Annotated in this window: 21 protein-coding genes; 5 read left to right on the forward strand and 16 right to left on the reverse strand. The window is 41.6% G+C overall.

All coding sequences use genetic code 11. The annotated features are described in order from the left end of the window. Positions 1 to 11 precede the first annotated feature (11 nt). The 4 genes from QWZ01_RS24060 to QWZ01_RS24075 all read right to left on the reverse strand — a co-directional run bounded on the left by QWZ01_RS24060 (position 12) and on the right by QWZ01_RS24075 (position 2,663). A complete protein-coding gene (locus QWZ01_RS24060; protein ID WP_290327964.1) occupies positions 12 to 305 on the reverse strand; it encodes a putative quinol monooxygenase in 294 nt (97 codons plus the stop codon). Next, entirely contained in the window at positions 277 to 912 is a 636-nt protein-coding gene (locus QWZ01_RS24065) for an NAD(P)H-dependent oxidoreductase (RefSeq protein WP_290327965.1), read from the reverse strand. The genes QWZ01_RS24060 and QWZ01_RS24065 overlap by 29 nt, the downstream gene beginning before the upstream one ends. A 321-nt stretch (positions 913 to 1,233) precedes the next feature. After that, a complete protein-coding gene (locus QWZ01_RS24070; protein ID WP_290327967.1) occupies positions 1,234 to 1,587 on the reverse strand; it encodes a hypothetical protein in 354 nt (117 codons plus the stop codon). A gap of 185 nt (positions 1,588 to 1,772) precedes the next feature. Further along, positions 1,773 to 2,663, reverse strand: a complete 891-nt coding sequence (locus tag QWZ01_RS24075) for an IS1595 family transposase (protein WP_290327970.1) — start codon at positions 2,661 to 2,663, stop codon at positions 1,773 to 1,775. 43 nt (positions 2,664 to 2,706) lie between these two features. Here QWZ01_RS24075 and QWZ01_RS24080 point away from each other — a divergent pair, with 43 nt between their 5' ends. Continuing rightward, positions 2,707 to 3,021 carry a hypothetical protein gene (locus QWZ01_RS24080; RefSeq protein WP_290327972.1) on the forward strand — a complete coding sequence of 105 codons (315 nt, stop codon included), beginning with the start codon at positions 2,707 to 2,709 and terminating at the stop codon, positions 3,019 to 3,021. Here QWZ01_RS24080 and QWZ01_RS24085 read toward each other — a convergent pair. Together QWZ01_RS24085 and QWZ01_RS24090 are read right to left on the reverse strand one after the other, a co-directional pair. Continuing rightward, positions 3,018 to 3,215 (reverse strand): hypothetical protein, encoded by a 198-nt coding sequence (locus tag QWZ01_RS24085; RefSeq protein ID WP_290327973.1) that lies wholly within the window; start codon positions 3,213 to 3,215, stop codon positions 3,018 to 3,020. The two genes, QWZ01_RS24080 and QWZ01_RS24085, sit on opposite strands and share 4 nt — an antisense overlap. A gap of 121 nt (positions 3,216 to 3,336) precedes the next feature. Next, on the reverse strand, positions 3,337 to 4,821 hold the full coding sequence (locus QWZ01_RS24090; protein ID WP_290327975.1) for an aldehyde dehydrogenase (NADP(+)): 1,485 nt from the start codon (positions 4,819 to 4,821) through the stop codon (positions 3,337 to 3,339). Positions 4,822 to 5,248: 427 nt separating this feature from the next. On the opposite strand from QWZ01_RS24090, the gene QWZ01_RS24095 reads away from it, so the two are divergent. Next, positions 5,249 to 5,569, forward strand: a complete 321-nt coding sequence (locus QWZ01_RS24095) for a hypothetical protein (protein WP_290327976.1) — start codon at positions 5,249 to 5,251, stop codon at positions 5,567 to 5,569. A 162-nt stretch (positions 5,570 to 5,731) separates the two neighbouring features. On the opposite strand, the gene QWZ01_RS24100 is transcribed toward QWZ01_RS24095, so the two are convergent. After that, positions 5,732 to 6,460 (reverse strand): GntR family transcriptional regulator, encoded by a 729-nt coding sequence (locus QWZ01_RS24100; protein WP_290327978.1) that lies wholly within the window; start codon positions 6,458 to 6,460, stop codon positions 5,732 to 5,734. Between the two features lie 270 nt (positions 6,461 to 6,730). Between QWZ01_RS24100 and QWZ01_RS24105 the strand changes: the two genes are divergently transcribed. The 3 genes from QWZ01_RS24105 to QWZ01_RS24115 all read left to right on the forward strand — a co-directional run bounded on the left by QWZ01_RS24105 (position 6,731) and on the right by QWZ01_RS24115 (position 12,398). Next, positions 6,731 to 8,551 (forward strand): class I mannose-6-phosphate isomerase, encoded by a 1,821-nt coding sequence (locus tag QWZ01_RS24105; protein ID WP_290327980.1) that lies wholly within the window; start codon positions 6,731 to 6,733, stop codon positions 8,549 to 8,551. Positions 8,552 to 8,831: 280 nt separating this feature from the next. Continuing rightward, positions 8,832 to 11,426, forward strand: coding sequence for a TonB-dependent receptor (locus QWZ01_RS24110; protein ID WP_290327982.1), 2,595 nt, complete (start codon positions 8,832 to 8,834; stop codon positions 11,424 to 11,426). Positions 11,427 to 11,501: 75 nt separating this feature from the next. Continuing rightward, on the forward strand, positions 11,502 to 12,398 hold the full coding sequence (locus QWZ01_RS24115; RefSeq protein WP_290327984.1) for an NAD(P)/FAD-dependent oxidoreductase: 897 nt from the start codon (positions 11,502 to 11,504) through the stop codon (positions 12,396 to 12,398). Here the strand turns inward: QWZ01_RS24115 and lgt are convergent. From lgt to QWZ01_RS24160, 9 genes are all read right to left on the reverse strand, one after another. After that, on the reverse strand, positions 12,395 to 13,234 hold the full coding sequence (gene lgt, locus QWZ01_RS24120) for a prolipoprotein diacylglyceryl transferase (RefSeq protein ID WP_290327986.1): 840 nt from the start codon (positions 13,232 to 13,234) through the stop codon (positions 12,395 to 12,397). The two genes, QWZ01_RS24115 and lgt, sit on opposite strands and share 4 nt — an antisense overlap. 54 nt (positions 13,235 to 13,288) lie before the next feature. Then, entirely contained in the window at positions 13,289 to 15,595 is a 2,307-nt protein-coding gene (locus QWZ01_RS24125; RefSeq protein WP_290327988.1) for a multicopper oxidase domain-containing protein, read from the reverse strand. Between the two features lie 10 nt (positions 15,596 to 15,605). Beyond that, positions 15,606 to 16,121 (reverse strand): DUF3347 domain-containing protein, encoded by a 516-nt coding sequence (locus QWZ01_RS24130; RefSeq protein WP_290327990.1) that lies wholly within the window; start codon positions 16,119 to 16,121, stop codon positions 15,606 to 15,608. 145 nt (positions 16,122 to 16,266) lie between these two features. Beyond that, the gene (locus tag QWZ01_RS24135) at positions 16,267 to 16,674 is read right to left on the reverse strand and encodes an HYC_CC_PP family protein (protein ID WP_290327992.1); all 408 of its coding nucleotides are present in this window, start codon (positions 16,672 to 16,674) and stop codon (positions 16,267 to 16,269) included. A gap of 73 nt (positions 16,675 to 16,747) precedes the next feature. After that, positions 16,748 to 18,565: a glycoside hydrolase family 15 protein gene (locus QWZ01_RS24140; protein WP_290327993.1), complete on the reverse strand. Its 1,818-nt coding sequence runs from the start codon at positions 18,563 to 18,565 to the stop codon at positions 16,748 to 16,750. A 67-nt stretch (positions 18,566 to 18,632) separates the two neighbouring features. Further along, complete coding sequence (locus QWZ01_RS24145; protein ID WP_290327995.1) at positions 18,633 to 19,052, reverse strand: DUF1801 domain-containing protein; 420 nt, start codon at positions 19,050 to 19,052, stop codon at positions 18,633 to 18,635. Positions 19,053 to 19,389: 337 nt separating this feature from the next. Continuing rightward, complete coding sequence (locus QWZ01_RS24150) at positions 19,390 to 20,817, reverse strand: COG3014 family protein (protein ID WP_290327997.1); 1,428 nt, start codon at positions 20,815 to 20,817, stop codon at positions 19,390 to 19,392. Between the two features lie 62 nt (positions 20,818 to 20,879). After that, entirely contained in the window at positions 20,880 to 21,473 is a 594-nt protein-coding gene (locus QWZ01_RS24155) for a penicillin-binding protein activator LpoB (RefSeq protein WP_290327999.1), read from the reverse strand. Positions 21,474 to 21,528: 55 nt separating this feature from the next. After that, positions 21,529 to 21,957, reverse strand: coding sequence for a hypothetical protein (locus QWZ01_RS24160; RefSeq protein ID WP_290328001.1), 429 nt, complete (start codon positions 21,955 to 21,957; stop codon positions 21,529 to 21,531). Positions 21,958 to 22,135: the final 178 nt, after the last annotated feature.

Genomic DNA, 22,135 nt, shown 5'->3' on the forward strand with positions numbered 1-22,135 from the left:
GTATCCTGTTATTATTTAACCACAGGTTGGGTTTTGTGAATAATGATATCGCCTTCGCGCAGATCATTAGTGTTATTTATAAAGTTGAGGATGTGGGGTTGGGTGTTATGCAGGTCCAATCCGGCAGCATCGCTCCACTCTTCGTGAAAAATGAAGGTATCAGGGTCACTATCAACCTGGTGCAGATCGTATTGCAGACAGGCTGCTTCTTTGGTGGAGTGACTAACCAGTTCCAATAAATGTGTTTTTAAAATTTCGGCTTGGCCGGGTTTGCTTTTAATTATCGCAGTTAAGTAGATGCTCATGTTTTGATGTTTTATTAGTGATAAAAGTTTTTGTGAGGTGATCTCTGTAGATGCCCAGATCGCGCTGGATATCGGCATTCTTTTCAACGTCGTGGAAGTGAAGGCTTTCTAAGGGAGTCATGCCGGTAAATGCATTCATACGGTGAAAGCCGAACAATGCTCCGTCGTCAACATTGGTTTCGTTAAAAAATTCGTTAGGTAGGGTAAACGCTTCTTTAGGGGCATTCCATGAGCTGGTAATCATGTATTGCCTGCCATGCAGCATGCCCCCGGTTCCGTAGTTTACAGCAGGGTTGGCAGCCGAGCGACCATCACTGTGATAAATACCCTTGGCATGGCCTTCAGTAAATACTACATCGATGTATTTTTTTAATCCGTGCGGAACCTGGAACCACCAGATAGGCGTGTGGTATATTACTACATCAGCCCAAACGTAATTTTCAACCTCCTGGGCAGGGTCGTAATTGTCATTTATATCAGTGTACCGTACTTCAAAATCGGGATTGTTCTCAAAAAAATCAACGGTGGCTTCAGATACGGTTTTGTTGAATCTTCCGCCAGAATGACCAAATTTCTGACCTCCGTTTATTACAAATATTTTTTTCATTGTGTTGCTTTAAATTTTACAACACAAAATTACGCCGGACTTAGTTACTATTAAAATAACTTAACTTATACGTTTGTATCATAATTATGATACTTTTAACTAAAGATAGATCAAGAGAAATCCTATACGATATGCGAAACAGATCTGCAAATAATATAAGATTTCTGGCACATAACCCCACAGAACAGTTAAAGGTAGAAACACCGGAAAGTGAAGATAAATATGCACTTAGCGAGGAATCGTTAATTAAATCAGGCATGCCAAAAGAAAAGTGGCCTTTGAATAATGGATTTATAACCTATTGTATTTCTAAGGTTACTCCTAACTATGAAGCAACTGTATTGAAGTTTCCCATATATGATTTTCGCCCTTTGATGGATAAGAAATAAGTAACTCTGTTAATAGTTTATTATCAATAGCCCTTGCTAATGCTTTTGTGTTTTCGTCAATATTTACGTTAATCTCAAGAAAAACATCTGAATGACTAAGGGTTATGAATAAATCAAAATAATGGTTTACTTCTTTATAAGTCACATTTATAGTAGCATCAATAGCCAATATGGGATAAATTATTGAGGCGGCTGAATCATTACTTACAAAAAGTATTAAGTAATGTGTACCATTGGGTTGGTTTGTTATTTTAAACCCCGTAAAAGAAAAATCTATTTTGGTCATTGTGGTTTTTGGTTTCAGACTTACAATGTAAGTGTTATAACCCAATTACCAATGTTAATTTATCATTTTAACTGGCTACCTTTGTAGTATGAGTAAGAAAAAAGAGCAAAAGGTTAAGCCTAAAGAACAGCCTAACCCAAATCATAAAGAGGATTTTCTAAGTGTGTTAACTAAAGCTGTACAGCCTAAACAACACGGCTTAAAATAGTGTGAAACATTTCCTGTCCTTTTGACCTATGAATGTATTTAAACGTACATTCATCAACATATTTTTTCATGTGTTTACGGCTAACATGAATGTGTGTTCCCTTAATAGTTCTCTTTAAGTGGCTAAAATATCCCTCAACTGTATTCGTGTGCATCTTACCAATTACATATTCATCCTGTTCGTGGTTTACCACACTATGTTCAAATGATGTATCAAGCCCTTTATAGCCTCTGTGCCCATCTGTAATTACAACACTGCCACCTTTTACATTATCGTTTATGATAGGCTTTAAAACCGCTCCTGTTGCTTTGGGTATTATTTGTGTCCTGATGTTGCCGTCACGCTCTAACATAGCCATAACAGCTACTTTAGGGGAGTTAACACCTTTACCATTTTGGTTAACTGCTTCCCTTACCTTTTTATGTTTATTCTGTGCTTTACCGCCAATATAGGTTTCATCAACCTCAACAACACCGCTTAACATTCCCTCTAAACCTCCATTAGCCATTAACAAGCGTATTTGATGCCCCATACGCCACGCGCATTTATAAGTTACACCTAATTGCCTTTGTATCTCTTTACCGCTTACACCATTGCGTGTTGAAGTCATTAAGTAAATCACATAGAACCAATCAACCAAAGATGTTTTAGTCTTTTCAAACACTGTTCCGGCTGTTGGATATAATTGGTATTGGCAATCCTTATCAGAGCATTGATAACAACGTCTGCCTACAATTCTTTTAAATGTGGTTTGCTGACTACATTGAGGGCAACAAGGCATTTTAGCAAATCTCAACTTAAATATCATATCCAAACAAACATCATCATTTGGGTAATCTTTGCGGAATTTATTGATAGTATATTTCATGGCATTAGGTATATTTAAATATTATAAACTAAATCTTATCAAAATGAGCAATTACGAAACAATCAAGAGTGCTATTGAAAACAAACATCAAATTCATGCTATCTATCAGGGACATTTAAGATTAATGTGTCCTCATTGTTTGGGCACTAAAGCAGGAGTTCAACAAGCTTTATTTTATCAGTTTGGAGGTTCATCAAGCAAGGGAGCAATTATCCCTGACAGCCCTCAAAATTGGCGTTGTATTCCTATAGACACTCTTGAAATTGTTGATGTGGTTAGTGATACGTGGCATACATGTGGTAACCATTCAACACCAAGTAAGTGTATTGATGATAAACACATAGAAGTTTGTTATTAACGCTTATTATCTGCGTTCCATTCTTTCAGCATATTAAGTATTTGGTCGGAGGGCAAAGTGTCCCCCCATGAACCTATAATGCTTAATAAATCTGATTTTGCACCTAAGGTGTGCATTGCATAAGCAATTTCATTACTGATTAAAATTGTCATGGGGGATAATACTTCTACTTCATTACTAATTGATGCTAACATAATCTATCATTTCCCCTCATAAGCATTAACTCCATTGTTATACTGCCCTAAAGGGATAATAGCCAGATTTCTCCTCGTTTCTCGACGAAATGACAATATTTATTAAGAAAAAACGGCTTTTTTACTTTTTCCACTCGTTATCAACCATTCGCCAGATGTTAAGCGGGTTGTTGTTTTGCAGGGCCAATGGTAACAAGCTCTCAGGCCAGTTCTGATAACATACCGGGCGTACCCATCGTTTTACAGCATTTATGCCAACTGCGGTAAAACGACTATCGGTAGTGGCAGGGTAGGGGCCGCCGTGAACCATGCTGGCACAAACCTCAACACCGGTTGGTGCGCCGTTGAATAGTATGCGGCCAGCCATTGATGGTAACAGATCAACCAGTTGGGCGTGATTTTCCAGATCATGAACGGTACCCATCACTGTGGTGGTAAGCTGACCCGATACCGATTTCAAAACTGTTATTAGTTCCTGTTCATCCTTACAGCTAACCATTAAAGAGTACGGCCCGAAAACCTCCTCGTGCAATATGGGGTTGGCTAAAAATGTTTGTCCGCTCACTTGGGCTATAATAGGTCTGGCTTCTATATCATTTATGGGGGTGCTAACTTGCTCAACTACGGTAACCCCATCTTGCTCCAGTGCATCATGGCTCTTTTTTTCATAGGCCGCGTGGATACCTGCATGCAGCATTTTGGCTGGCTGCACTTCTTTAATGCGGTTGCTTAAATGATCAAGAAAAGTATGTAATGCAGGGCTTTCTACAGCCAGCATCAAACCAGGGTTGGTGCAAAACTGGCCCATACCCAGGGTAATGGAATTTGCATATTGCGTAGCCAGATCGGCTGAACTATTTTGCAGCGTTTCAGGTAAAAAGATAACCGGGTTTATGCTGCCCATTTCCGAAAAAACGGGTATCGGATTTTTTCTTTGTGTAGAATAATCAACCAAAGCCTTACCACCCGCGGTTGATCCTGTAAAACCTACAGCGGCCGTATGTTCTGCCTGTACCAGTGCTTTACCGCTTTCAAAAGATGTGCCGTGTACATGTTGAAAAACATCATCGGGCATATTACAGCTGCTTATTGCTTTTTTGATGGCCTGGTAAACCATTTCTGATGTTTGGGCGTGGGCCGGATGTGCCTTAACAACAACTGAACAACCTGCTGCAAGCGCGCTGGCAGTATCGCCACCGGCGGTTGAATAAGCAAACGGAAAATTACTTGCCCCGAAAACAACAACCGGCCCCAGGGGGATAAGCATTTTCCTGAGATCGGGTTTTGGAATCGGGGTGCGTTCGGGTATAGCTGTATCAATGGTAGCCTCAACCCAGCTGCCTTCACGAAGCATGTTGGCAAACATACGAAGCTGACCGGTTGTACGGGCGCGTTCGCCAGTCAAGCGGGCAATAGGCAGATTAGTTTCTTCGGAGGCTTTTTGTATAAGGGTATCGCCCAATGCTTCAATTTCATTGGCTATGGTATCCAGAAAAATGCTCTTCTCTTCAATGCTCTTTTTTTGAAAAGCTTTAAACGCTGTGTGAGAGCGCTGCATTACCTGGTTTATTTCCTGAACGCTGATTTCTTTAAATGAGTTGGTCATGGCAGATGTTGAAAGATGTTTATAGATAACACATCCAAGTGTTATTTATTTTAACAAATATATTTAAACAGGGTTCAATATAATTCATAAATACTATCCTTTAATGCTATGATTTTAACATGAATTGGATCATGAATCGATAGATACCTTTTGGACTTTGAATTTAATTAATATTTAAATAGATTGATATGTGATAAAATAGCTTATCTTTAAGAAATTCCTCTTCGCTGCTGCATAATTTCTTATAAATTACCGATTCTGATATGATGGTAATTAAGCTTTGCAAATACAAATATATCAGCCTGATTATATATATCTATGAAAACTGGCATCAGGTTTTATAGATATTAATTTTTAGTTAATTGACTTCATGTGCAAAGAGGGTGGTGGCCAGAAACAATTCATCAATAAACAATAAATTATGATAATGGATAAGCAAGTAATTGAAAGTCAGGTTCGCATGTATATGTTTGATTTGCTCAATACGGCAAAAGAGCATGGTTTTAAAGGAGAGGATAGCTGGGAGCTGAGTATGGTTACCAATTCTGAAAGAATAAAGATTCAGAAGGATTATTATCCCACCCTTGCCGCTAAAATAGTTCCGGAGATATTGTTGCAGGTATTACACACTATCAGAACAAGGCTTAATCAATCAAACAAAGGAGAGCAAAAGCCTGATGATCGTAATGCTTTAAATGAAGATTTGAACTATTTAGTTGCCTTTAACCCGAAAAGGCCGCGTAGTTAGCAAAAGGCACTATTTGAATTTTTCCTGACAGATAGATAAAGATCAATTTGAGGTGTTGAACTGTGTTTAAAAACAGCTATTTTATTGGGAGCATGTTTTGAAAATTTAATTTGATGAGTCAGGCATCAAATTAAATAGCGATTCAGGTATATGAGGCTTTACTTATCGGGTGCTTTCTACCGTGTATACAAAGCTATCGGCCTTATAGTAACCGAGGTTATATTCAATCGGCCTTTCGCCCTGGTCAAAAACAAATCTTTTGCGAAGCAATACGGCGCTGCCAACACCTATTCTTAATTTATCGGCAATAAAAGTACTGGCGGCTTTGGCGCTGATCTCTTCTTTTGATAAGGTAGCAATTACAGAGTGTTCCTGCTCAAGCATTTCGTACAGGGGCTTTTTAAAATCCTCATCGCCGGTAAGGCCGACGCGGGGATGAAAGTAAGATGCAAAATATACAAAAGGCTCATCTGAACGGCCCCTGACACGTTCCATCTTGAGTATCTTCTTGTCGGTTTTTATTTCAAAAAATTTGGCCAGCATTTCATCCGGATAAACCCAGGTTACATGCAATTCAAAGTTTTTGATGGGGATTCCCCTGAGTGCCATCTCCTGCGAAAAGCTAAGCCAGTTATTTGATTTGGAGCTTACAGCAGCCTGGGCCACCTTGGTGCCGAATCTTTTTTTACGAACCAGTAATCCTTCAAATACCAGTTTGTTGATAGCCTGCCTTAAAGTTGTGCGTGATATGGCCAGTTTTTTAGCGAGATCAACCTCGTTTGGTAGTAGTTTTCCTTCCTGGTAATCGTCCTCTGCTATTAACTTTCTTAAAAGGGCTTCAGCCTGTATGTGTAAAGGAATAGGGCTTTTATGATCTATAGCGTATTTCATTTATGGGTGTAAATTACAATAATAACTATTTTAATTTGTAAGTGTATTTGTTACTACATAGAGACGCATTGAAATAGCTTTTATTATTGACTGCCTGTACATTTGATTAGAAAAATAAATTAATTTGAAAACTGTCTGAATAGTTAAATTATTTATATGTTTGTACATAATAAATATCAAGCCAAATTATTTTTGTACTATTTTATAAAAAGGATATCCTATTGAATTTTTATAAATATAATTTAATATGTGCATACATTAATACAATAAATGAATTTCAAACAATCTAATGCAAATAATTCCAGTCAGCAGGAAACTGACGGAGCTTTGTTTCGGAAAACCTCACAATATTTAATGCCCGTAAAATTGAACGGGACTGATACTGCACAGCACGAATACAATATTTATCCCGTGTCTTCTTTAGGAGCCGGCAAAATTTTTAACGGTTTTAGTTCATTGGCAGATTACATTGCCGGGCAAAAAACAGTTGTTATTGATGGCTATGCCGGTGTTTTCTGGAGCAGGATAATGACCGCGCTAAACGAATGGTTTACCGCAAAGGGCTTAACAATTAACTGGATTGAAACTTCGGCCTATCTGAAACCGACGGAAGAGGTTGAAAAATTAGTCAGTCCGTTTTTAGGCACCACCGATTCTGTTTGGGGTACTAAATGCACCTTGCAGCTTCATGACCTGTATATGGTGGATCAACTGGCCAAACAAATTCCGGATAACAGCTATAATATTAACATTGTAATTGGGCCTGGCGCGGCATTAAGCGGTTGGGATGCACCGTTGATTTATATTGATCTGCCTAAAAATGAGCTGCAGTTCAGGATGCGTGCAGGTTCCATTACCAACCTGGGCGCTGCCGGAGTTGAGGAGCCGTTTAACATGTATAAGCGTTTTTATTTTGTTGATTGGGTTTTGCTGAACGCTTATAAAAAACAAAATCTTGATAAAATAGCCATCATTGCCGATGGGCAGTGGCCCAATAATATTAACTGGATGCACGCCGCCGACTTTAAGGCTGGTTTAAACCATCTGAGTCAATCGGTATTCAGGGTTAGGCCTTGGTTTGAACCCGGAGCATGGGGCGGTCACTGGATTCGTGAGCGTATTAAAAACCTTAATAAGGATGTAGTTAACTACGCCTGGTCATTTGAGTTGATCGTGCCCGAAAATGGGCTGGTATTTGAAAGTGATAGCTACCTGCTTGAGGTATCATTTGATTTTCTGATGTTCCATAACCAGCAGCAGGTATTGGGTGCACATGCTGCCAGGTTTGGTGATGAGTTCCCTATCCGTTTTGATTTTCTGGATACGTTTGAAGGCGGAAACCTCTCTATTCAATGCCATCCCAAATTAAAATATATACAGGAAAACTTCGGCGAAACCATAACGCAAGACGAAACTTATTACATATTGGATTGCCAGGATAAGGCCCAGGTATATCTCGGCTTTCAGGAGAGCATTGATCCGCAGGAGTTCAGAACAGCGCTGGAAAACAGCCAAACCGAAAGCAAAGAAATTGAGATAACCGATTATGTACAATCGCATACAGCCCAAAAGCATGATCTGTTCCTGATCCCTAACGGTACTGTACACAGTGCCGGAGCCAATAACCTGGTATTGGAGATCAGCGCTACACCGTACATATTTACCTTTAAAATGTATGATTGGCTACGGCTTGACCTTGATGGTAATCCGCGTCCTATTAATATCGACCACGCCTTTAACAACCTTGATTTTGGCCGCAAAGGGCAAAAAGTACAGGATGAACTGATATCGAAACAAGCAGTTATTCAACAGGGCGAAGGCTGGCAGCTGGTTCATGTGCCAACTCACCAGGAACACTTTTACGATGTTCACCGAGTTGAGTTTGACAGCGAGATTACCATTGAAACCAATAACCTTTGCCATGTGATGATGCTGGTTGAAGGCGAGGCCGTGTCGGTTAAAACAGCTGATGGTACGGAGCAGGTTTTTGCGTATGCCGAAACATTTGTGGTGCCTGCCGCTGCAAAATCATACGTGTTAACCAATTTGGGTAAAGGTCGTGCAAAGGTTATTAAAGCATTTTTAAAATAATTTGATGGTTGCAGCAAGTGTAACCAGTTACTAAAGATAACGGCAGATTTAGGCCAATTTTTAAATTAGATTTGAGAGACGTCGCTGGTAGGGATACTGCGACGTTTTTTTATTTGTAACGAATAATGAAAAAGCTTGTAAGGATTGTTAATTATAGCCGACTAATGTTTAAAATATTTATTTTTATATAAAGGAACCAATTCTTCAACCGGGTTGGTTTTATTTTGGATATCGTTATATTAATTAGAACATATCGAATAGCAATTTACCTTACATCACTATGCAAAAAAAGTACCTGCCTCTTATCCTGATGCTGCTTGCCGGCAATTTTATTTATGCCCAAAACGGTAAAAAAACAACGAAACCCGACACAGCTTTACAGAAAAGCGATACCACCCAGATCAAGAAACACGAACTGAACGAGGTTGTTATATCTGCCTCGCGAATTAGCGAAAGTATTTTGCGGTCGCCGGTAAGTATTGAAAAGATCAGCTCAGCAGATTTTAGGCGGTCGGCAGCACCATCTTTTTTTGACGCCCTGGAAAATGTAAAAGGAGTACAGCTGATAACACCCAGCCTCGGTTTCCGTATCATAAATACGCGCGGCTTTGCCAATACTACCAACGTGCGCTTTACCCAACTGGTTGATGGTGTTGATAACCAGGCCCCCCATATAGGTGCACCTATTGGCAACGCCCTTGGGCCAAGCGATCTGGACATTGAAAGCGTGGAGATTATACCCGGCACAGCATCGGCACTGTATGGCTTGAACGCCATTAACGGGTTAGCCAACTTTATCACCAAAGATCCATTTACCAGTCAGGGTATCAGTATTCAGCAAAAAACAGGTGTTAACCACGTGGGGGATAAGGAAACTTCGGCAAAGGTATTTTCTGAAACCAGTTTCAGGATAGCTAAGGCGTTGTCAAAAAAATTCGCCTTTAAGCTAAATGGTACTTATACCACAGGTTACGATTGGATAGCCGATAACATGAACGACCTGAATGCAACCGCAAACGCCAAACTGGGTATACCCGGTGGGCCGGATAACCCCGGATATGATCCAACTAATGGGTATGGCAATGAATCGTCTGACCGTAAAACCATAACACTCGGTGGTAAGCAATACTCTGTGGCCCGCACCGGTTATGCCGAAAAGGACGTTACCAGCTATGATCTGCACAATGTTAAGATTGATGTTGGGCTGGCTTATAAGATTAATGATAATACCCGTATTAATTATACCTATCGTTTTGCCGATCTGGATAACATTTATCAGCGGGCCAACCGTTTCAGGCTGTCGGGTTATATTTTACAGCAACACGCCATAGAGGTTAAGAACAATATTTACCAGGTGCGTGGTTATTGGACAAGTGAAAATACCGGTAAATCATACAACCTGCGCTCGGCTGGCGAAAACATCGACAGGAATTATAAGGATGATAATACCTGGTATGCCGATTTTACCAAAGGTTTTAATTCGGCAACCACCGCTGGCGCTACGGTTCAGCAAGCCTTGCAGCAGGCAAGGCAACTGGCCGATGCCGGTCGTTACCAGCCGGGCACAGCCGCCTTTAACAATGTGTTGAATAAACTATCAGACATTAATAACTGGGATATTGGCGCGGCGCTGAGGGTTAAGGACGATCTGCTGCACGTGGAGGGGCAGGTGAATATCTCCAACGCCATATCACCAACCTTCCAGAAAGAAACCGGGCTCGATCTGCTGGCCGGCTTTGATCATCGTACTTATATTATCCATCCCGATGGTAATTATTTTATTAATTATGTACCGGGCAAGGCTTACAGCAATATTGATTACAGTAAAACAGGTGGCTTTGTACAGGTAGCCAAAGAACTTTTTGACAATGAACTAAAGCTATCGGCCACCCTGCGTGCCGACCGTAACGATTATTTCGACCTGAAACTTAACCCCCGTTTTACAGCGGTTTACTCGCCTGTGGTTGAGCAAAATTTTAGGGTGTCGTTCCAAAGCGGTTATCGGTTCCCAAGTATTTTTGAAGCTTTTTCAAACGTAAATAGCGGCGGCGTAAAACGCATTGGCGGTTTAAGGGTAGTATCAAACGGGATATTTGAAAACTCGTACCTGCGTACCTCTATTGATGCTTTCCAGGCAGCAGTTAAAAATGATTTTAACGCCGGACTTACTACAGATGCCGCCATTGAAAAGGAAAAAGGATTACTCAAGAAAAATCAATACACTTATTTGCAACCCGAGCATATCAATTCGTTTGAGGCGGGTTATAAATCTATTTTGTTTGATGGGCAGCTTAGTGTTGATGCCGACTTTTATTACAATAAATACAACAACTTTATTGGCCAGGTTGAAATCAATGTGCCCAATACCACTAAACCTGATTCTATACCCTATTATCTCAATGATAAAAATAAACAGGGCCGTTACCGTGCCTGGACAAACTCGCGAAGCACGGTTTACAACATCGGGGGCAGTTTAGGCTTATCCTATAAATTGTTTCAAAACTATGTGCTTACCGGTAATGTATCCTACGCTAAATTACAGCGCACCGCCAATGAAGATGCACTGGAAGATGGTTTTAATACCCCACAATGGATCACCAATGTGGCCTTTGGAGGTAACCATGTTATAGGCAATTTTGGTTTTAATGCGAGTTATAAATGGCAAAGCGGCTTTTATTGGCAATCATTTTTGGTAAATGGCAATGTTAATGCCTATGGCACTATTGATGGCCAGGCAAATTATGATTTTGTAAAAACCGGACTTAATTTAAAAGTGGGTGCAACCAATTTAACCAACAAATATTACAATTCGTTTTTAGGCGGTCCGGCAATTGGCGGTTTTTATTACACCACCCTCACGTTGAATATAAAATAATGAAATTGTCATTAAATGCAATAATGTTGCATTTTTAAAAAGCTATTATGTAGCTTTCAGAAAATTTTCTGAGCTATGGATTTTGAAGTAATTATTATAGGTGGCAGCTATGCAGGTTTGTCTGCAGCAACATCGCTTGGGCGTGCATTGCGCAAGGTTTTGGTAATAGATGGAGGTAAGCCCTGCAACAGGCAAACGCCATATTCCCATAATTTTTTAACAAACGACGGCGAAACGCCATCGGCAATAATTAAAAAGGCAACGGAGCAGTTAAAGGCATATAAAACCATAACCTTACTTTCAGACATAGCTATTGATGCTTCAAAAACAGAAAACGGTTTTGAGGTACTTACTTCGGCAGGGAAAATATTTACAGCGGATAAATTGTTATTTGCCACCGGAATAACCGATGTATTACCGGATATTGATGGTTTTGCCGAATGCTGGGGCATCTCGGTACTTCATTGCCCATATTGTCATGGGTACGAAGTGAGGCATCAGCCAACCGGTATCCTGGGTAATGGTGAAGCCATAGTTGAATATGTTAAACTAATCAGTAACTGGACAAAAGATATAACGCTTTTTACAAATGGGAAAGCGACTTTAACAGATGAACAACTCCAGGAATTAAGGTCGGGAAAAATAAAAATAGAAGAGGGCAGCGTTAAGCACCTTGTTCAGGAAAGCGGAAAAATAAAAAGTATTGTATTACAAGATGGTAGCAGCTTCAATATTAATGCTTTATATGCCAGGCTGCCTTTTACACAGCACAGTAACCTGCCGCAACAGCTGGGATGTACCATTACAGATGAAAGGTACATACATGTAGATAGTTTTTACAGAACCAGTACCCCCGGAATATATGCCGCCGGAGATAATAGCGCTTTTATGCGTTCGGTTGCTGTAGCGGTTGCTTCAGGAACCGCAGCAGGAGCAGTTATTAACAGAGATATGGTAATTGAAGCGTTTTAATAAGATTGGGTTAGTGGCTCGTGAGGTTTAGATCTCTTTATAATGATTAAAACCAAACCTGCTAACACAAAGGGGATGCTCAATAGCTGCCCCATATTTAAAGCCATATTAGCTTCAAAGTCTGATTGATCGGCCTTTACAAACTCTAACAGAAAGCGGGCGCTGAAGATTAGTATCAGGAACATACCCAGCAGAAAACCTTTTTTTGATGGTCTGTAATGAGCCAGCAGATTAAGTATGATAAATATACTGAGGTAGGATAAGGCCTCATAAAGTTGTGCAGGATGACGGGGAATACCATCATCCTGCACAAAAATAAATGCCCAGCTTACGTCGGTTGCTTTGCCAATGATCTCTGAATTTAAGAGGTTACCCAGCCTGATGCAGCACCCGGCCAGCGGAACCACCAGGGCCAGCTGATCCATAATCCAAAGCAGGTTAACATACTTTTTGTAGCGTTGGTTGTAAAGAAACAGCGCCACAAATATACCTATACCACCACCATGGCTGGCCAAACCCTGGTATCCGGTTATTTTTAGTTTGGGGCTAAACTGAAAGGGTAAAAATATCTCGGCAATGTGTTTGCTGTAATAATCCCAATCATAAAATAAACAGTGCCCAAGCCTTGCCCCAACAAGCGTACCCAGCACTACGTAAATGGTCAGCTTTTCGAGTAGGTACGGATTAAGGTGTTCTTTTTTAAAACGTTCTTTTAAAATAATGAAGCTTAACACAAAGCCGCATAAAAACAAAACAGAATACCAGCGTAAAGCATAAAAGCCAAGATCAAAAATATCAGGACTGGGGTTCCAGGTTATATAGGCGAATATGTGCATATGATTTGTTCAAATATAAACTATAGGCTGGCTAATAAAAGCACAGCCTATAGTTTAATAAGTAAGCGTTAGGCCGCCACCTAAGCCCATATCGCTATCGTAATGGGTGGAGAAGGCAAAGTTGCGGGTAACAATGTACCTTAAACCTGCCGAGTATTCCTTATCGGTATTACCCATAAATGTAAAACGCAGGCGACTGGTAACCGGCACATCATCACGGCTTATTTGAAATCTTAACTTGCCGTTACCGTCCACACGGGCATCGGCCACAACCAGCATGGGCAGAGTATAGGCCAACCCGGCAACCACCGTTTTACGGTTATTCTTATTACTGATCTGTCCGAACAAGTTCTTTTCCTGCCCGCTTTCCTTTTTATAGTGATAGTCGAAACCTCCATAGGCATACAGCCATTGGGTTTGCCCAAAGTAGCGGCCAACCATGGTTTCGCTTTCATAGCCATCATGATCATGTAAGCCAAGGTGCCACAAGGTCGATAATTTCCAGCGGGTGTTGGCAATGGCTGCTGTACCATCGCTGCCGTTGCTTTCCAACCCTACTTTTGCCGAAGCATAAAAGTGCTGGTCATCAGCATATATTTTTTTGATGGCCGCCGCTGGATCAGGGATCTCGGGACTGGCCGGCGAGTTTTCATAACTGAATATGCGCCCCATACCGCTCATCATGTGGTACAAAATATGGCAGTGGAAAAACCAATCGCCGCTTTCTGTGGCTCTAAACTCAATGGTATCCCTTTCCATCGGCATAATATCCAGCGTGTTCTTTAATGGCGAGTATTCGCCCTGGCCGTTCAGCACCCTAAAATAATGGCCATGCAGGTGCATAGGATGGCGCATCATGGTGTTATTGTAAAGTATGATTCGCACGTTCTCGCCGTTCCTGATCAGTATCTTGTCCGATTCCGAAACCGTTTTGTTGTTAATGGTCCACACGTAGCGATTCATGTTTCCGGTTAAATCAAACTTTAACACTTTGGTTGGGCCTGCAGGCAGCGTAGTAACCCTGGTTGATTTGAGCATACCATAATTAAGGGTAACAATATCAGCCTGTGCACCATCTCCCATGTTCATACCCGGCATGTTATTCATCTTCATATCATCCATTTGGTGATCCATTTTAGCTGCATGATCATCTTTTTTAGCGGCTGGTTTTTCTGCATCTCCGGTAATTTCAGGGTACATCACGGTGTTCATGTCCATCACCTGGTTATTCATCACCATGCCATCCATTTCCTTCATGTTGCCATTCATATCCATCATGTCATTCATCATTTTCATGCCCTCAAAATATTTGAGTTTAGGCAGATGAACAGCCTTATGCTGGGTTCCGGAGCCAAGCCATAGGGATGTGAAATTGGTCCTGTCTTCGGGCGTAGCCAAAAACTCGTAGCTGCCATCTTTAGGGATGGTAACCTCCACATCATAAGTTTCGGCAACGGCAATAATCAGTCTGTCAACCTGAACAGGTTCTGTATCCTCGCCATCATTGGCCACCACGCTGATCTTGCCGCCCGCGTAATTGAGCCAGAAATAGGTAGATGAGCTGCCATTAACCACATGCAGCCTTACCTTATCGCCTGCTTTAAACTGTGGCGCGGCATTTTGAGTCTGACCATTGCTAAAAAACCGATTGTAGAACACATCGCTTACATCCATTGCAGGCATCCTTTTCCATTCAGCAGCCACTTTGGTTTTAAAATGACCGGCCTTAATAGCTTCCAGATAATTTTGGGTACTTCCTTTTTTTATGGCAAACCAGTCACTGGCATTGTGGAGCAAACGTTGAACCTGGTCGGGGTTTTCATCGGTCCAATCGCTGAGTAATAGGGTATAATCCTTTACCTGCGAAGTTTGTTTTGGATTGATGATAAAGGCCCCATACATACCGCTTTGCTGCTGTGTCATGGTGTGCGAATGATACCAGTAAGTACCATGCTGCACCAGCGGGAATTTATATTGATGTGTTTCACCCGCCTTTATAGGCGAAGTGGTTAAATAAGATACCCCATCGTACCGGTTGGGCAATATTAAGCCATGCCAGTGAATGGAGGTTTCCATCATCATATTATTATGCACATAGATCTCGGCAGTATCACCCTCGGTAAAAGTGAGGGTAGGTGCAGGGATGGAGCCATTGATGGCCATAGCAGGCCTCGATTTACCGGTGTAGTTTACAGTAGTATCGCCAATGTACAAGTGATATATTTCCCTGTTACCAATTTTGGTGTAAAAGGGCTGCCGTTGGGTTGCAGTCCCTTTATCTGTTTGCATAACCATATGATGCTGGCCAAAGGCCATTGCCGATAGCAATACATTAATAGCTATTAAAAAAAGCTTTTTCATTGCCTTGCTATTACTTAGCTGCCGGAGCCAGTGTTTCCGTTGTTTTACCGCAGGTAAGCATTTGTTTACCATAATATGGGTTTTTAACGGCATTGCTTTCACTTAACCAGGTGGCTTTTTTCATGGGGCAATATTGCTCGTAAACAGTTGATGTGTTCAGCTTTAAAGTTTTAATAAGCTCATACATGTTTTTGGATAGGCTGGTAAAATGCTCGCGCTGGTGGTCAATGGCATCGCTTTCGCTGATATGGCGACTGTCAAACTGTAGCTTTTCGCTGTAGGTCATCCAGGCTTTATGCTGGTCGGCGGTTAGCTTATCCATCGGCACGACATTAATGGCGGCTACCAGATCTTTAGCTTTCGTTTTTGTGGCCGCGGTATTATCGGCTGTTAAGGCATTTTTAACATCAAGGTAAGCAGTTAATACATTATTTACTGCAGCGGTTGCAGATTTGTCCTGGGCCTTAGCGCTTGAAAAAGAAACAAATACGGTTAATAATATGATGAATGTTTTTAACGTTTTCATGGATTTTATTTTAAAAAGATTTTAAATTTTAAGTATTGATGTATAACATCAAATTAGCAATAAAGTATATTTAATGCTACCGGTATGCTAAAGCAGCATAAAAATACCAGTAACTATCCGGCTGCACAGGCAGCGGTGTTTATGATCAGATCTGGAGTGAGCGTAGTTTTATAGAAATGAATTTACCCGACAGCCCTGGCGGAGCCTTTCCATATTTTAATTCGGGCAAACTTGCAGAAGAAAAACAAGCTGCTGTAGCGGTATAAGTAAACAAAGGGCTTATTGTGGCTAACTGAGGGCCTTGAAAATCAACAGCAGCAGGTTTTATGTTTTCTTTAATTACATAATTGCCATGCTTTTTGCAGCAATCGCAATCTTTGTCTTTGGTGTTATGCTGGTGTTTACCATGATGGTCATCAGCATGATTCATGGCCTGCATAGCCATTTTAGGTTGAAAAATGCTTTCGCCGGCACAATGTATAAGGCACACAAACATCCCTGTTGTGAGTAACAGATAAAATGCTGCTATACTTAAAATGGCTGCCTTTTTCATTGAAAACAAAACTAAGCTATTACACGCTATATGTTTTATAAAATTTTGTCTGCTATTTATAAAATTTTGGGTACTAAACCCTGCGGCTTATTTGCTTATCCAGTTCCAGCGCCGCGCTGATAAGCGCCAGGTGTGTAAATGCCTGTGGAAAATTGCCGAGATGTTCTCCTTTTTTGCCCAGTTCTTCACTGAAAAGCCCAAGATGATTACCATAGCCAATCATTTTTTCAAAGTATTCAACAGCCTGGCCAATTTTTCCGCTTTTAGCCAGTGCCTCAATATACCAGAACGAACACATATTGAAGGTTCCCTCTTCGCCATCAAGTCCGTCAACTTTTTCCGTCGCGTTTTGATAACGGTAAAGTAGCACATCAAGCCTTAGTGTTTTATCAATGGCTTCCATGGTTAACAGCCACCGGGGTTCCAATGGTGAAATATAATGAGTTAAGGGCATCAGCAGCACACTGGCATCTACCACTTTAGCGCCTTTGTACTGAACCCAGGCCTTGATGTCCTCGTTCCAGAAGTTGTGATAGATGTCGTTATAAATATCATCCCTTACCTGCTGCCATTTTAAAACAGGATAGGGGAACGATCGATCGTTCGCTATTTTTATGGCCCGATCCATGGCTACCCAGCACATTAAACGGGTGTGTAAAAACTCGCGCTTTTCGCTTCTTATTTCCCATATGCCATGATCGGCCAGTTGCCAGTCCCTGATCACCGCGTCAACCAGCTGGCAAATCATCGACCAAAACTCGTAAGTAATGGGTTTGTACGATTTATTGTAGATGTAAATAGTATCAATTAACTCGCCGTAAATATCAACCTGCAGCTGATCAACTGCGGCATTGCCAATGCGCACAGGCTTTGATTTTTGATATCCCTCTAAATGATCAAGCGTTGTTTCTTTTATTTCGGTACTGCCATCAATGCCATAAATAAGCTGCAGTTTATTTTCCTTGCACAGATCAAAGATCCATTGCAGGAAGTCGGTAGCCTCATCGGTCATCCCTAAGCGTAAAAATGCATACATGGTAAAGGCTGCATCCCTGATCCAGGTAAAGCGGTAGTCCCAATTGCGGTTGCCCCGCAAAGTTTCGGGCAAGCCGAATGTTGCCGCTGCCACAACCGAACCATACTGGCAGGCGGTAAGCAGTTTTAAGGTAATAACCGAACGTTGTACCAGCTCGCTCCACCTGCCTGAGTAGGTTGATTTAAGCAGCCAATGCCGCCAATCGTTTATAGTTTCGGTGTAAGTGTTTTTGGCGTAATGCTTAATATCCTGAAAACGGTGTTCGTCTCCCTCTTCTATCGATTCAAGAACAATGTGTACAACCTCATTTTCGGGCACAGTAAATTCGGCATAAGCATCTTTGTTTTTTAGTTGTAAGGGTATATCGGCAATGAGTCTTACGCTGGCATTGCCATCATCTATTGATGAAAATTGTATGTGGTTGCCGCTTAATTTGCTTTTGTGTTTGGCTTTTGCATAATCAAACCGTGGAGAGCAGTACATTTTAAAAGAGATATTACCCCTTATGGTTTTTATTTTACGAACGATAGCGCTGGAGGAATTTTCGTTTGCCTTATTCATAGGCATATAATCAATGATCTCGGCAATACCCTCGTCCGAAAAAAAGCGGGTAAGCAGAACAGCCGTGCCTGGTAAATATAGTTGCTTGCTTTTATAGTTTTTCATTTGCGGCTCCACAGAAAAGTAACCGCCTATGTTGGCATCAAGCAAGGCCGCGAATATGGTTGGAGAATCAAACCGGGGGAACGACATAAAATCAATTGACCCTGTGAGCGATACCAGCGCCACCGTTTTCAGGTTGCCGATAATGCCATAATTTTCAATGGGTTGGTAGGGCCGGTGTTGATGTTTCATGCCTGCTTAACAAGTAATTGAGCAGGTTGTTTAAAAACCGTATAGCTGCAAGAGGAATAGAGGGTGTTCAGGCCGGATATTTCTCTTTCAGGTATTTTACGGAAGCGGTGGCTATGTTGCGCAGCACATCTGTATTAATATCCTGTAGCTTCTTAATGCGGATGCATCCTCCGTCGGTTTTGTATTTACCCAGATTGGCAAGCAGTGCCTCCCGTTCTTCGGGGTTTTGCATCAGGTAAATTGAAATTTCGGCTTTACGGGGAGAAAAACCAACCATGGGTGCATCGCCTTCGCGGCCGCTTTCATACTTATAATGATAACTGCCAAAACCCACAATTGCCGGGCCCCACATTTTGGCTTTGTATCCGGTTTGCTCTTCCATGATCTCCACCAGTTTAAAACTGTCGGTACGTTTGGTATCATCAGCTACAGCATTCAGAAAATCAGTGACGCTGCCTGTGTTTTCAGTTGTTTTGTTCTGGGCCATGGCGTTATATTTATGTTGATGGGGGTTTGATACATAAATATAAGAGTTTAATAGCTAATGCTAAATACAGACACGGTAGTCTTGAGATTAGAAGCATAAAAGTCCGGAGTTGGAGACTTCGGACAGCGGCCACTTACATGAATTAAAATGAATTTAAAAGCGAGGGCTGTGCGATTCCCTCCCCCGGGAGGGTGTAGGGAGGGGTTTCGTCAATGGGATTTTTAAAAAGCCGCATAAACCCCTCCCTGCCACTGCACAATTACAACGCGCCCCTCCCCAAGGAGGGAATTGAAAATCTTCAGAATACCAACAATGGCGTAGGGCTAACTATACTGAATTACCTTAAAGTTGAATAATTAAAGAATTGCAATCTCCCGGTGCCGTTTATTTTTATGGTTTTGGTTTCATCAACACCGCGGGCGTTTTTCATGGTAATGGTAATCTGGTTTTCGCCTTTTTGCAATGGGATGCGGGCATAGGAAATGCTGGCAGGTAAGGTTTGCCAGTTACGGGTATCGGCCTTTTCAGATAGTAAACTATACAGCTGTACCCCATAACCAAGACCCTCTAACAATGAATTGTTTTTACCGTCGCCGCTTTTGGCACTTGCGCGTAAGGCGTACTCCGCGATTTTTTTAGTAGCCAGTCGGCTCAATACTTTGCCCATTTCGTTCAGCGTGCGTTGTTGCAGTGTTTTAAAGGCCAGTTCATTGATATCTTCTGCTTTTTGCAGTGGTATCTGGGTTTGGTTGGCGGTAATTACAGCGCTCGAAAAATAAGGAGTTTGTGCCACGTATTTTGGCCAGGCCACACGCAAACTCTCTACCGATTTCGTGTTAACCCTATTTCTATCACCATTGTAATAGAAGGGAAGCACCAGGCCACCTGCCGCATCGGTAAAAAACAGATCGCCATCGCTATTCCTGATCAGGCTAAAAAACAGATCGACCTGTGTTTTAACCGGGGCAAGGCCATTTTCCCAAAAGAATATCAGGTCGCCGCCTTCACTTGGTTTTTGAGGTTGATAGGCGATGCCAAACGTTTTTTCAAACTGGTCGGCCTCGGTTGTAAAGCCATTCAACGATGCCGTACGGATCACATCCTGCTGTAAGCCTAATGGCATGGGCGTGCCATAATAAGTTTTATCAGGAGTCTTCAAATATATTTCGGCAGCGTTACGATATGAAATAAAGGCGTTGTTAATATCATTATTGCTTTCATAAAGCATGCCTTGCAGCATAAGCGAAAACGCGTCATTACTGTAGCGTTTATCCTTATTGTTGAATTTATCGCCCTGCTCCTGAGCTTGCAGGGTGATGCGCCTGGCTTCAACTATAGCATCTTCAGTATTGTTCAGGTACAGATAATTGAGAGCCTTGTAGTAGTGGATCATGAATTTTTCAAAATCCTCACCTTTATACCTTTGCGACATTGGGTTCAGCAGCACACCAACAGCTTCGTCGGCGGTGCTTGTCAGGCCTTGCTCAAGCAGGGAATCTGCCTCATTAAAATATTTGTTACTGTTGTTATATTCTCCGTTCAGATGGGCCACACGACCTTTTTCCATCAAAAAAAGCAGTTGGTTACGCGGCTTTTGCAGCAGGCTGTTTTTGTCGAGCTCGGTTTCTGCCGCCTTATAGTTTCCGGCCGAAATATTTTTATAATACGGAATAATGCGGTCGTTATAAGATGCACAGCCCAACAAAAAAAGCATCAATCCTATTACAGATGATGCCTGGAGAATATACCTGCGAATATTTATCATTATGAAATATAAATTGCCCCGAACAATGGGTTGCAAGGTTCAGGGCAATGAAAAATGCTGGATCAGTTTTTAACGTACTTGGCTATTTTCTTTTCTCCAATCCAAACTACTTCATTGGTTTGGATATTGGTAAGCTCCAGGTTTACCTGGTAATAAACCACTTTTTGACGTTTGTGCGCATCAACTATAGAATTGATAGAGCCCTGCAGTATGTAATCGGCACCGCTTTCCAAACCAAATTTTTTCATACTTGAAACAGTAGCATTGGTTTGCTGATCTGCTTTCTCAGCACGCAGTTCTTCACGTTTTTTGCCGCCCTGTACCAAACGAACTTTTTGAGTTTGAATAAACGCGCTTTCTACATCTTTCACAAATGTTTCGGCATCAATATGCTCGTGGCTTTTATTTTGAACAAAGCCTACAATAACCACAGGTTTTTTGCCCTGATGTTCTTCCTGATGGGTGTTTATCCAGCCGGCGTTTAATATTTTGTCTGTTAGGTCGGCAGCAACCATTCTGGAGTCGCTGTTATTCCAGTTTCCGCTGATATCTATGGTTTCGTCTGTGCTTACGCGGGTAACCTGCCTTGAGCATGATGCAATAAGCATCCCTGAAACTGCAATTGCAGCTATTGTTACGAGTTTATTTAATTTCATTTGTGTTTGTTCGTGTGGTTTTTATGATGTTTTAGATTGTATTAGGTGTAAATTGTTACCAGCCATAGCCAATACCAATGCTGGCCCGGCCTCCCCAGCGGCCGCCGCCCCAACCGCCCCAGCGGTTTCCGTAACCACCACCCCAACCATAGCCAAAGCTGCTATATGGGTATGAATAGCCACCATAAAGGCTCCATGATGGCGAATAATCATATCCGTTCAGACGCTCCTGGTGCCTCCACTCGCGGTTTTGCTGGCGACGCTCCAATTTGGCCTCATACCAGTCATAAGCCTTATATGTATTTTGAATTGTAGTGCCATGCAGGCTGTTCAAAGTGTCTGCATTCCTGACATATTTATACTCGCTTTCCAGATACCTTGGGTTTTGATCTGGAGCCAGTTTGGCGGTTTGCTGGGCATGTACAACCCCGCTATAAAAACTACTGATGAGCAAGCTGGCAATGATTATTAATTTCCTTTGCATGACTTTAAATTATATATAGCAAAAATAAGCAAAAACTATGCGCATGTATGTAAGCAAAGTTGACACACAGTCATTTATTTAACTTTTTTTAACCTAAAAGTGGCATATTAAATAAGTAAAAACGCAGGTATGGTCTTACTGTGAATAACTGCTGCTTTGTTTGACTGATATTTTTGCA

Source organism: Mucilaginibacter aquaedulcis (genome assembly GCF_030409325.1).
Taxonomy (GTDB): Bacteria; Bacteroidota; Bacteroidia; order Sphingobacteriales; family Sphingobacteriaceae; genus Mucilaginibacter; species Mucilaginibacter aquaedulcis.

What these genes read in the sequence shown, in the direction of transcription:
- QWZ01_RS24100 (WP_290327978.1), bottom strand. Translation starts at nt 6,460, where the DNA reads ATGAAATACGCTATAGATCATAAAAGCCCTATTCCTTTACACATACAG.
- QWZ01_RS24085 (WP_290327973.1), bottom strand. Translation starts at nt 3,215, where the DNA reads ATGTTAGCATCAATTAGTAATGAAGTAGAAGTATTATCCCCCATGACA.
- QWZ01_RS24060 (WP_290327964.1), bottom strand. Translation starts at nt 305, where the DNA reads ATGAGCATCTACTTAACTGCGATAATTAAAAGCAAACCCGGCCAAGCC.
- QWZ01_RS24075 (WP_290327970.1), bottom strand. Translation starts at nt 2,663, where the DNA reads ATGAAATATACTATCAATAAATTCCGCAAAGATTACCCAAATGATGAT.
- QWZ01_RS24140 (WP_290327993.1), bottom strand. Translation starts at nt 18,565, where the DNA reads ATGAAACATCAACACCGGCCCTACCAACCCATTGAAAATTATGGCATT.
- lgt (WP_290327986.1), bottom strand. Translation starts at nt 13,234, where the DNA reads ATGCACATATTCGCCTATATAACCTGGAACCCCAGTCCTGATATTTTT.
- QWZ01_RS24130 (WP_290327990.1), bottom strand. Translation starts at nt 16,121, where the DNA reads ATGAAAACGTTAAAAACATTCATCATATTATTAACCGTATTTGTTTCT.
- QWZ01_RS24110 (WP_290327982.1), top strand. Translation starts at nt 8,832, where the DNA reads ATGCAAAAAAAGTACCTGCCTCTTATCCTGATGCTGCTTGCCGGCAAT.
- QWZ01_RS24105 (WP_290327980.1), top strand. Translation starts at nt 6,731, where the DNA reads ATGAATTTCAAACAATCTAATGCAAATAATTCCAGTCAGCAGGAAACT.
- QWZ01_RS24090 (WP_290327975.1), bottom strand. Translation starts at nt 4,821, where the DNA reads ATGACCAACTCATTTAAAGAAATCAGCGTTCAGGAAATAAACCAGGTA.
- QWZ01_RS24065 (WP_290327965.1), bottom strand. Translation starts at nt 912, where the DNA reads ATGAAAAAAATATTTGTAATAAACGGAGGTCAGAAATTTGGTCATTCT.
- QWZ01_RS24080 (WP_290327972.1), top strand. Translation starts at nt 2,707, where the DNA reads ATGAGCAATTACGAAACAATCAAGAGTGCTATTGAAAACAAACATCAA.
- QWZ01_RS24145 (WP_290327995.1), bottom strand. Translation starts at nt 19,052, where the DNA reads ATGGCCCAGAACAAAACAACTGAAAACACAGGCAGCGTCACTGATTTT.
- QWZ01_RS24155 (WP_290327999.1), bottom strand. Translation starts at nt 21,473, where the DNA reads ATGAAATTAAATAAACTCGTAACAATAGCTGCAATTGCAGTTTCAGGG.
- QWZ01_RS24125 (WP_290327988.1), bottom strand. Translation starts at nt 15,595, where the DNA reads ATGAAAAAGCTTTTTTTAATAGCTATTAATGTATTGCTATCGGCAATG.
- QWZ01_RS24150 (WP_290327997.1), bottom strand. Translation starts at nt 20,817, where the DNA reads ATGATAAATATTCGCAGGTATATTCTCCAGGCATCATCTGTAATAGGA.
- QWZ01_RS24135 (WP_290327992.1), bottom strand. Translation starts at nt 16,674, where the DNA reads ATGAAAAAGGCAGCCATTTTAAGTATAGCAGCATTTTATCTGTTACTC.
- QWZ01_RS24070 (WP_290327967.1), bottom strand. Translation starts at nt 1,587, where the DNA reads ATGACCAAAATAGATTTTTCTTTTACGGGGTTTAAAATAACAAACCAA.
- QWZ01_RS24160 (WP_290328001.1), bottom strand. Translation starts at nt 21,957, where the DNA reads ATGCAAAGGAAATTAATAATCATTGCCAGCTTGCTCATCAGTAGTTTT.
- QWZ01_RS24095 (WP_290327976.1), top strand. Translation starts at nt 5,249, where the DNA reads ATGGATAAGCAAGTAATTGAAAGTCAGGTTCGCATGTATATGTTTGAT.
- QWZ01_RS24115 (WP_290327984.1), top strand. Translation starts at nt 11,502, where the DNA reads ATGGATTTTGAAGTAATTATTATAGGTGGCAGCTATGCAGGTTTGTCT.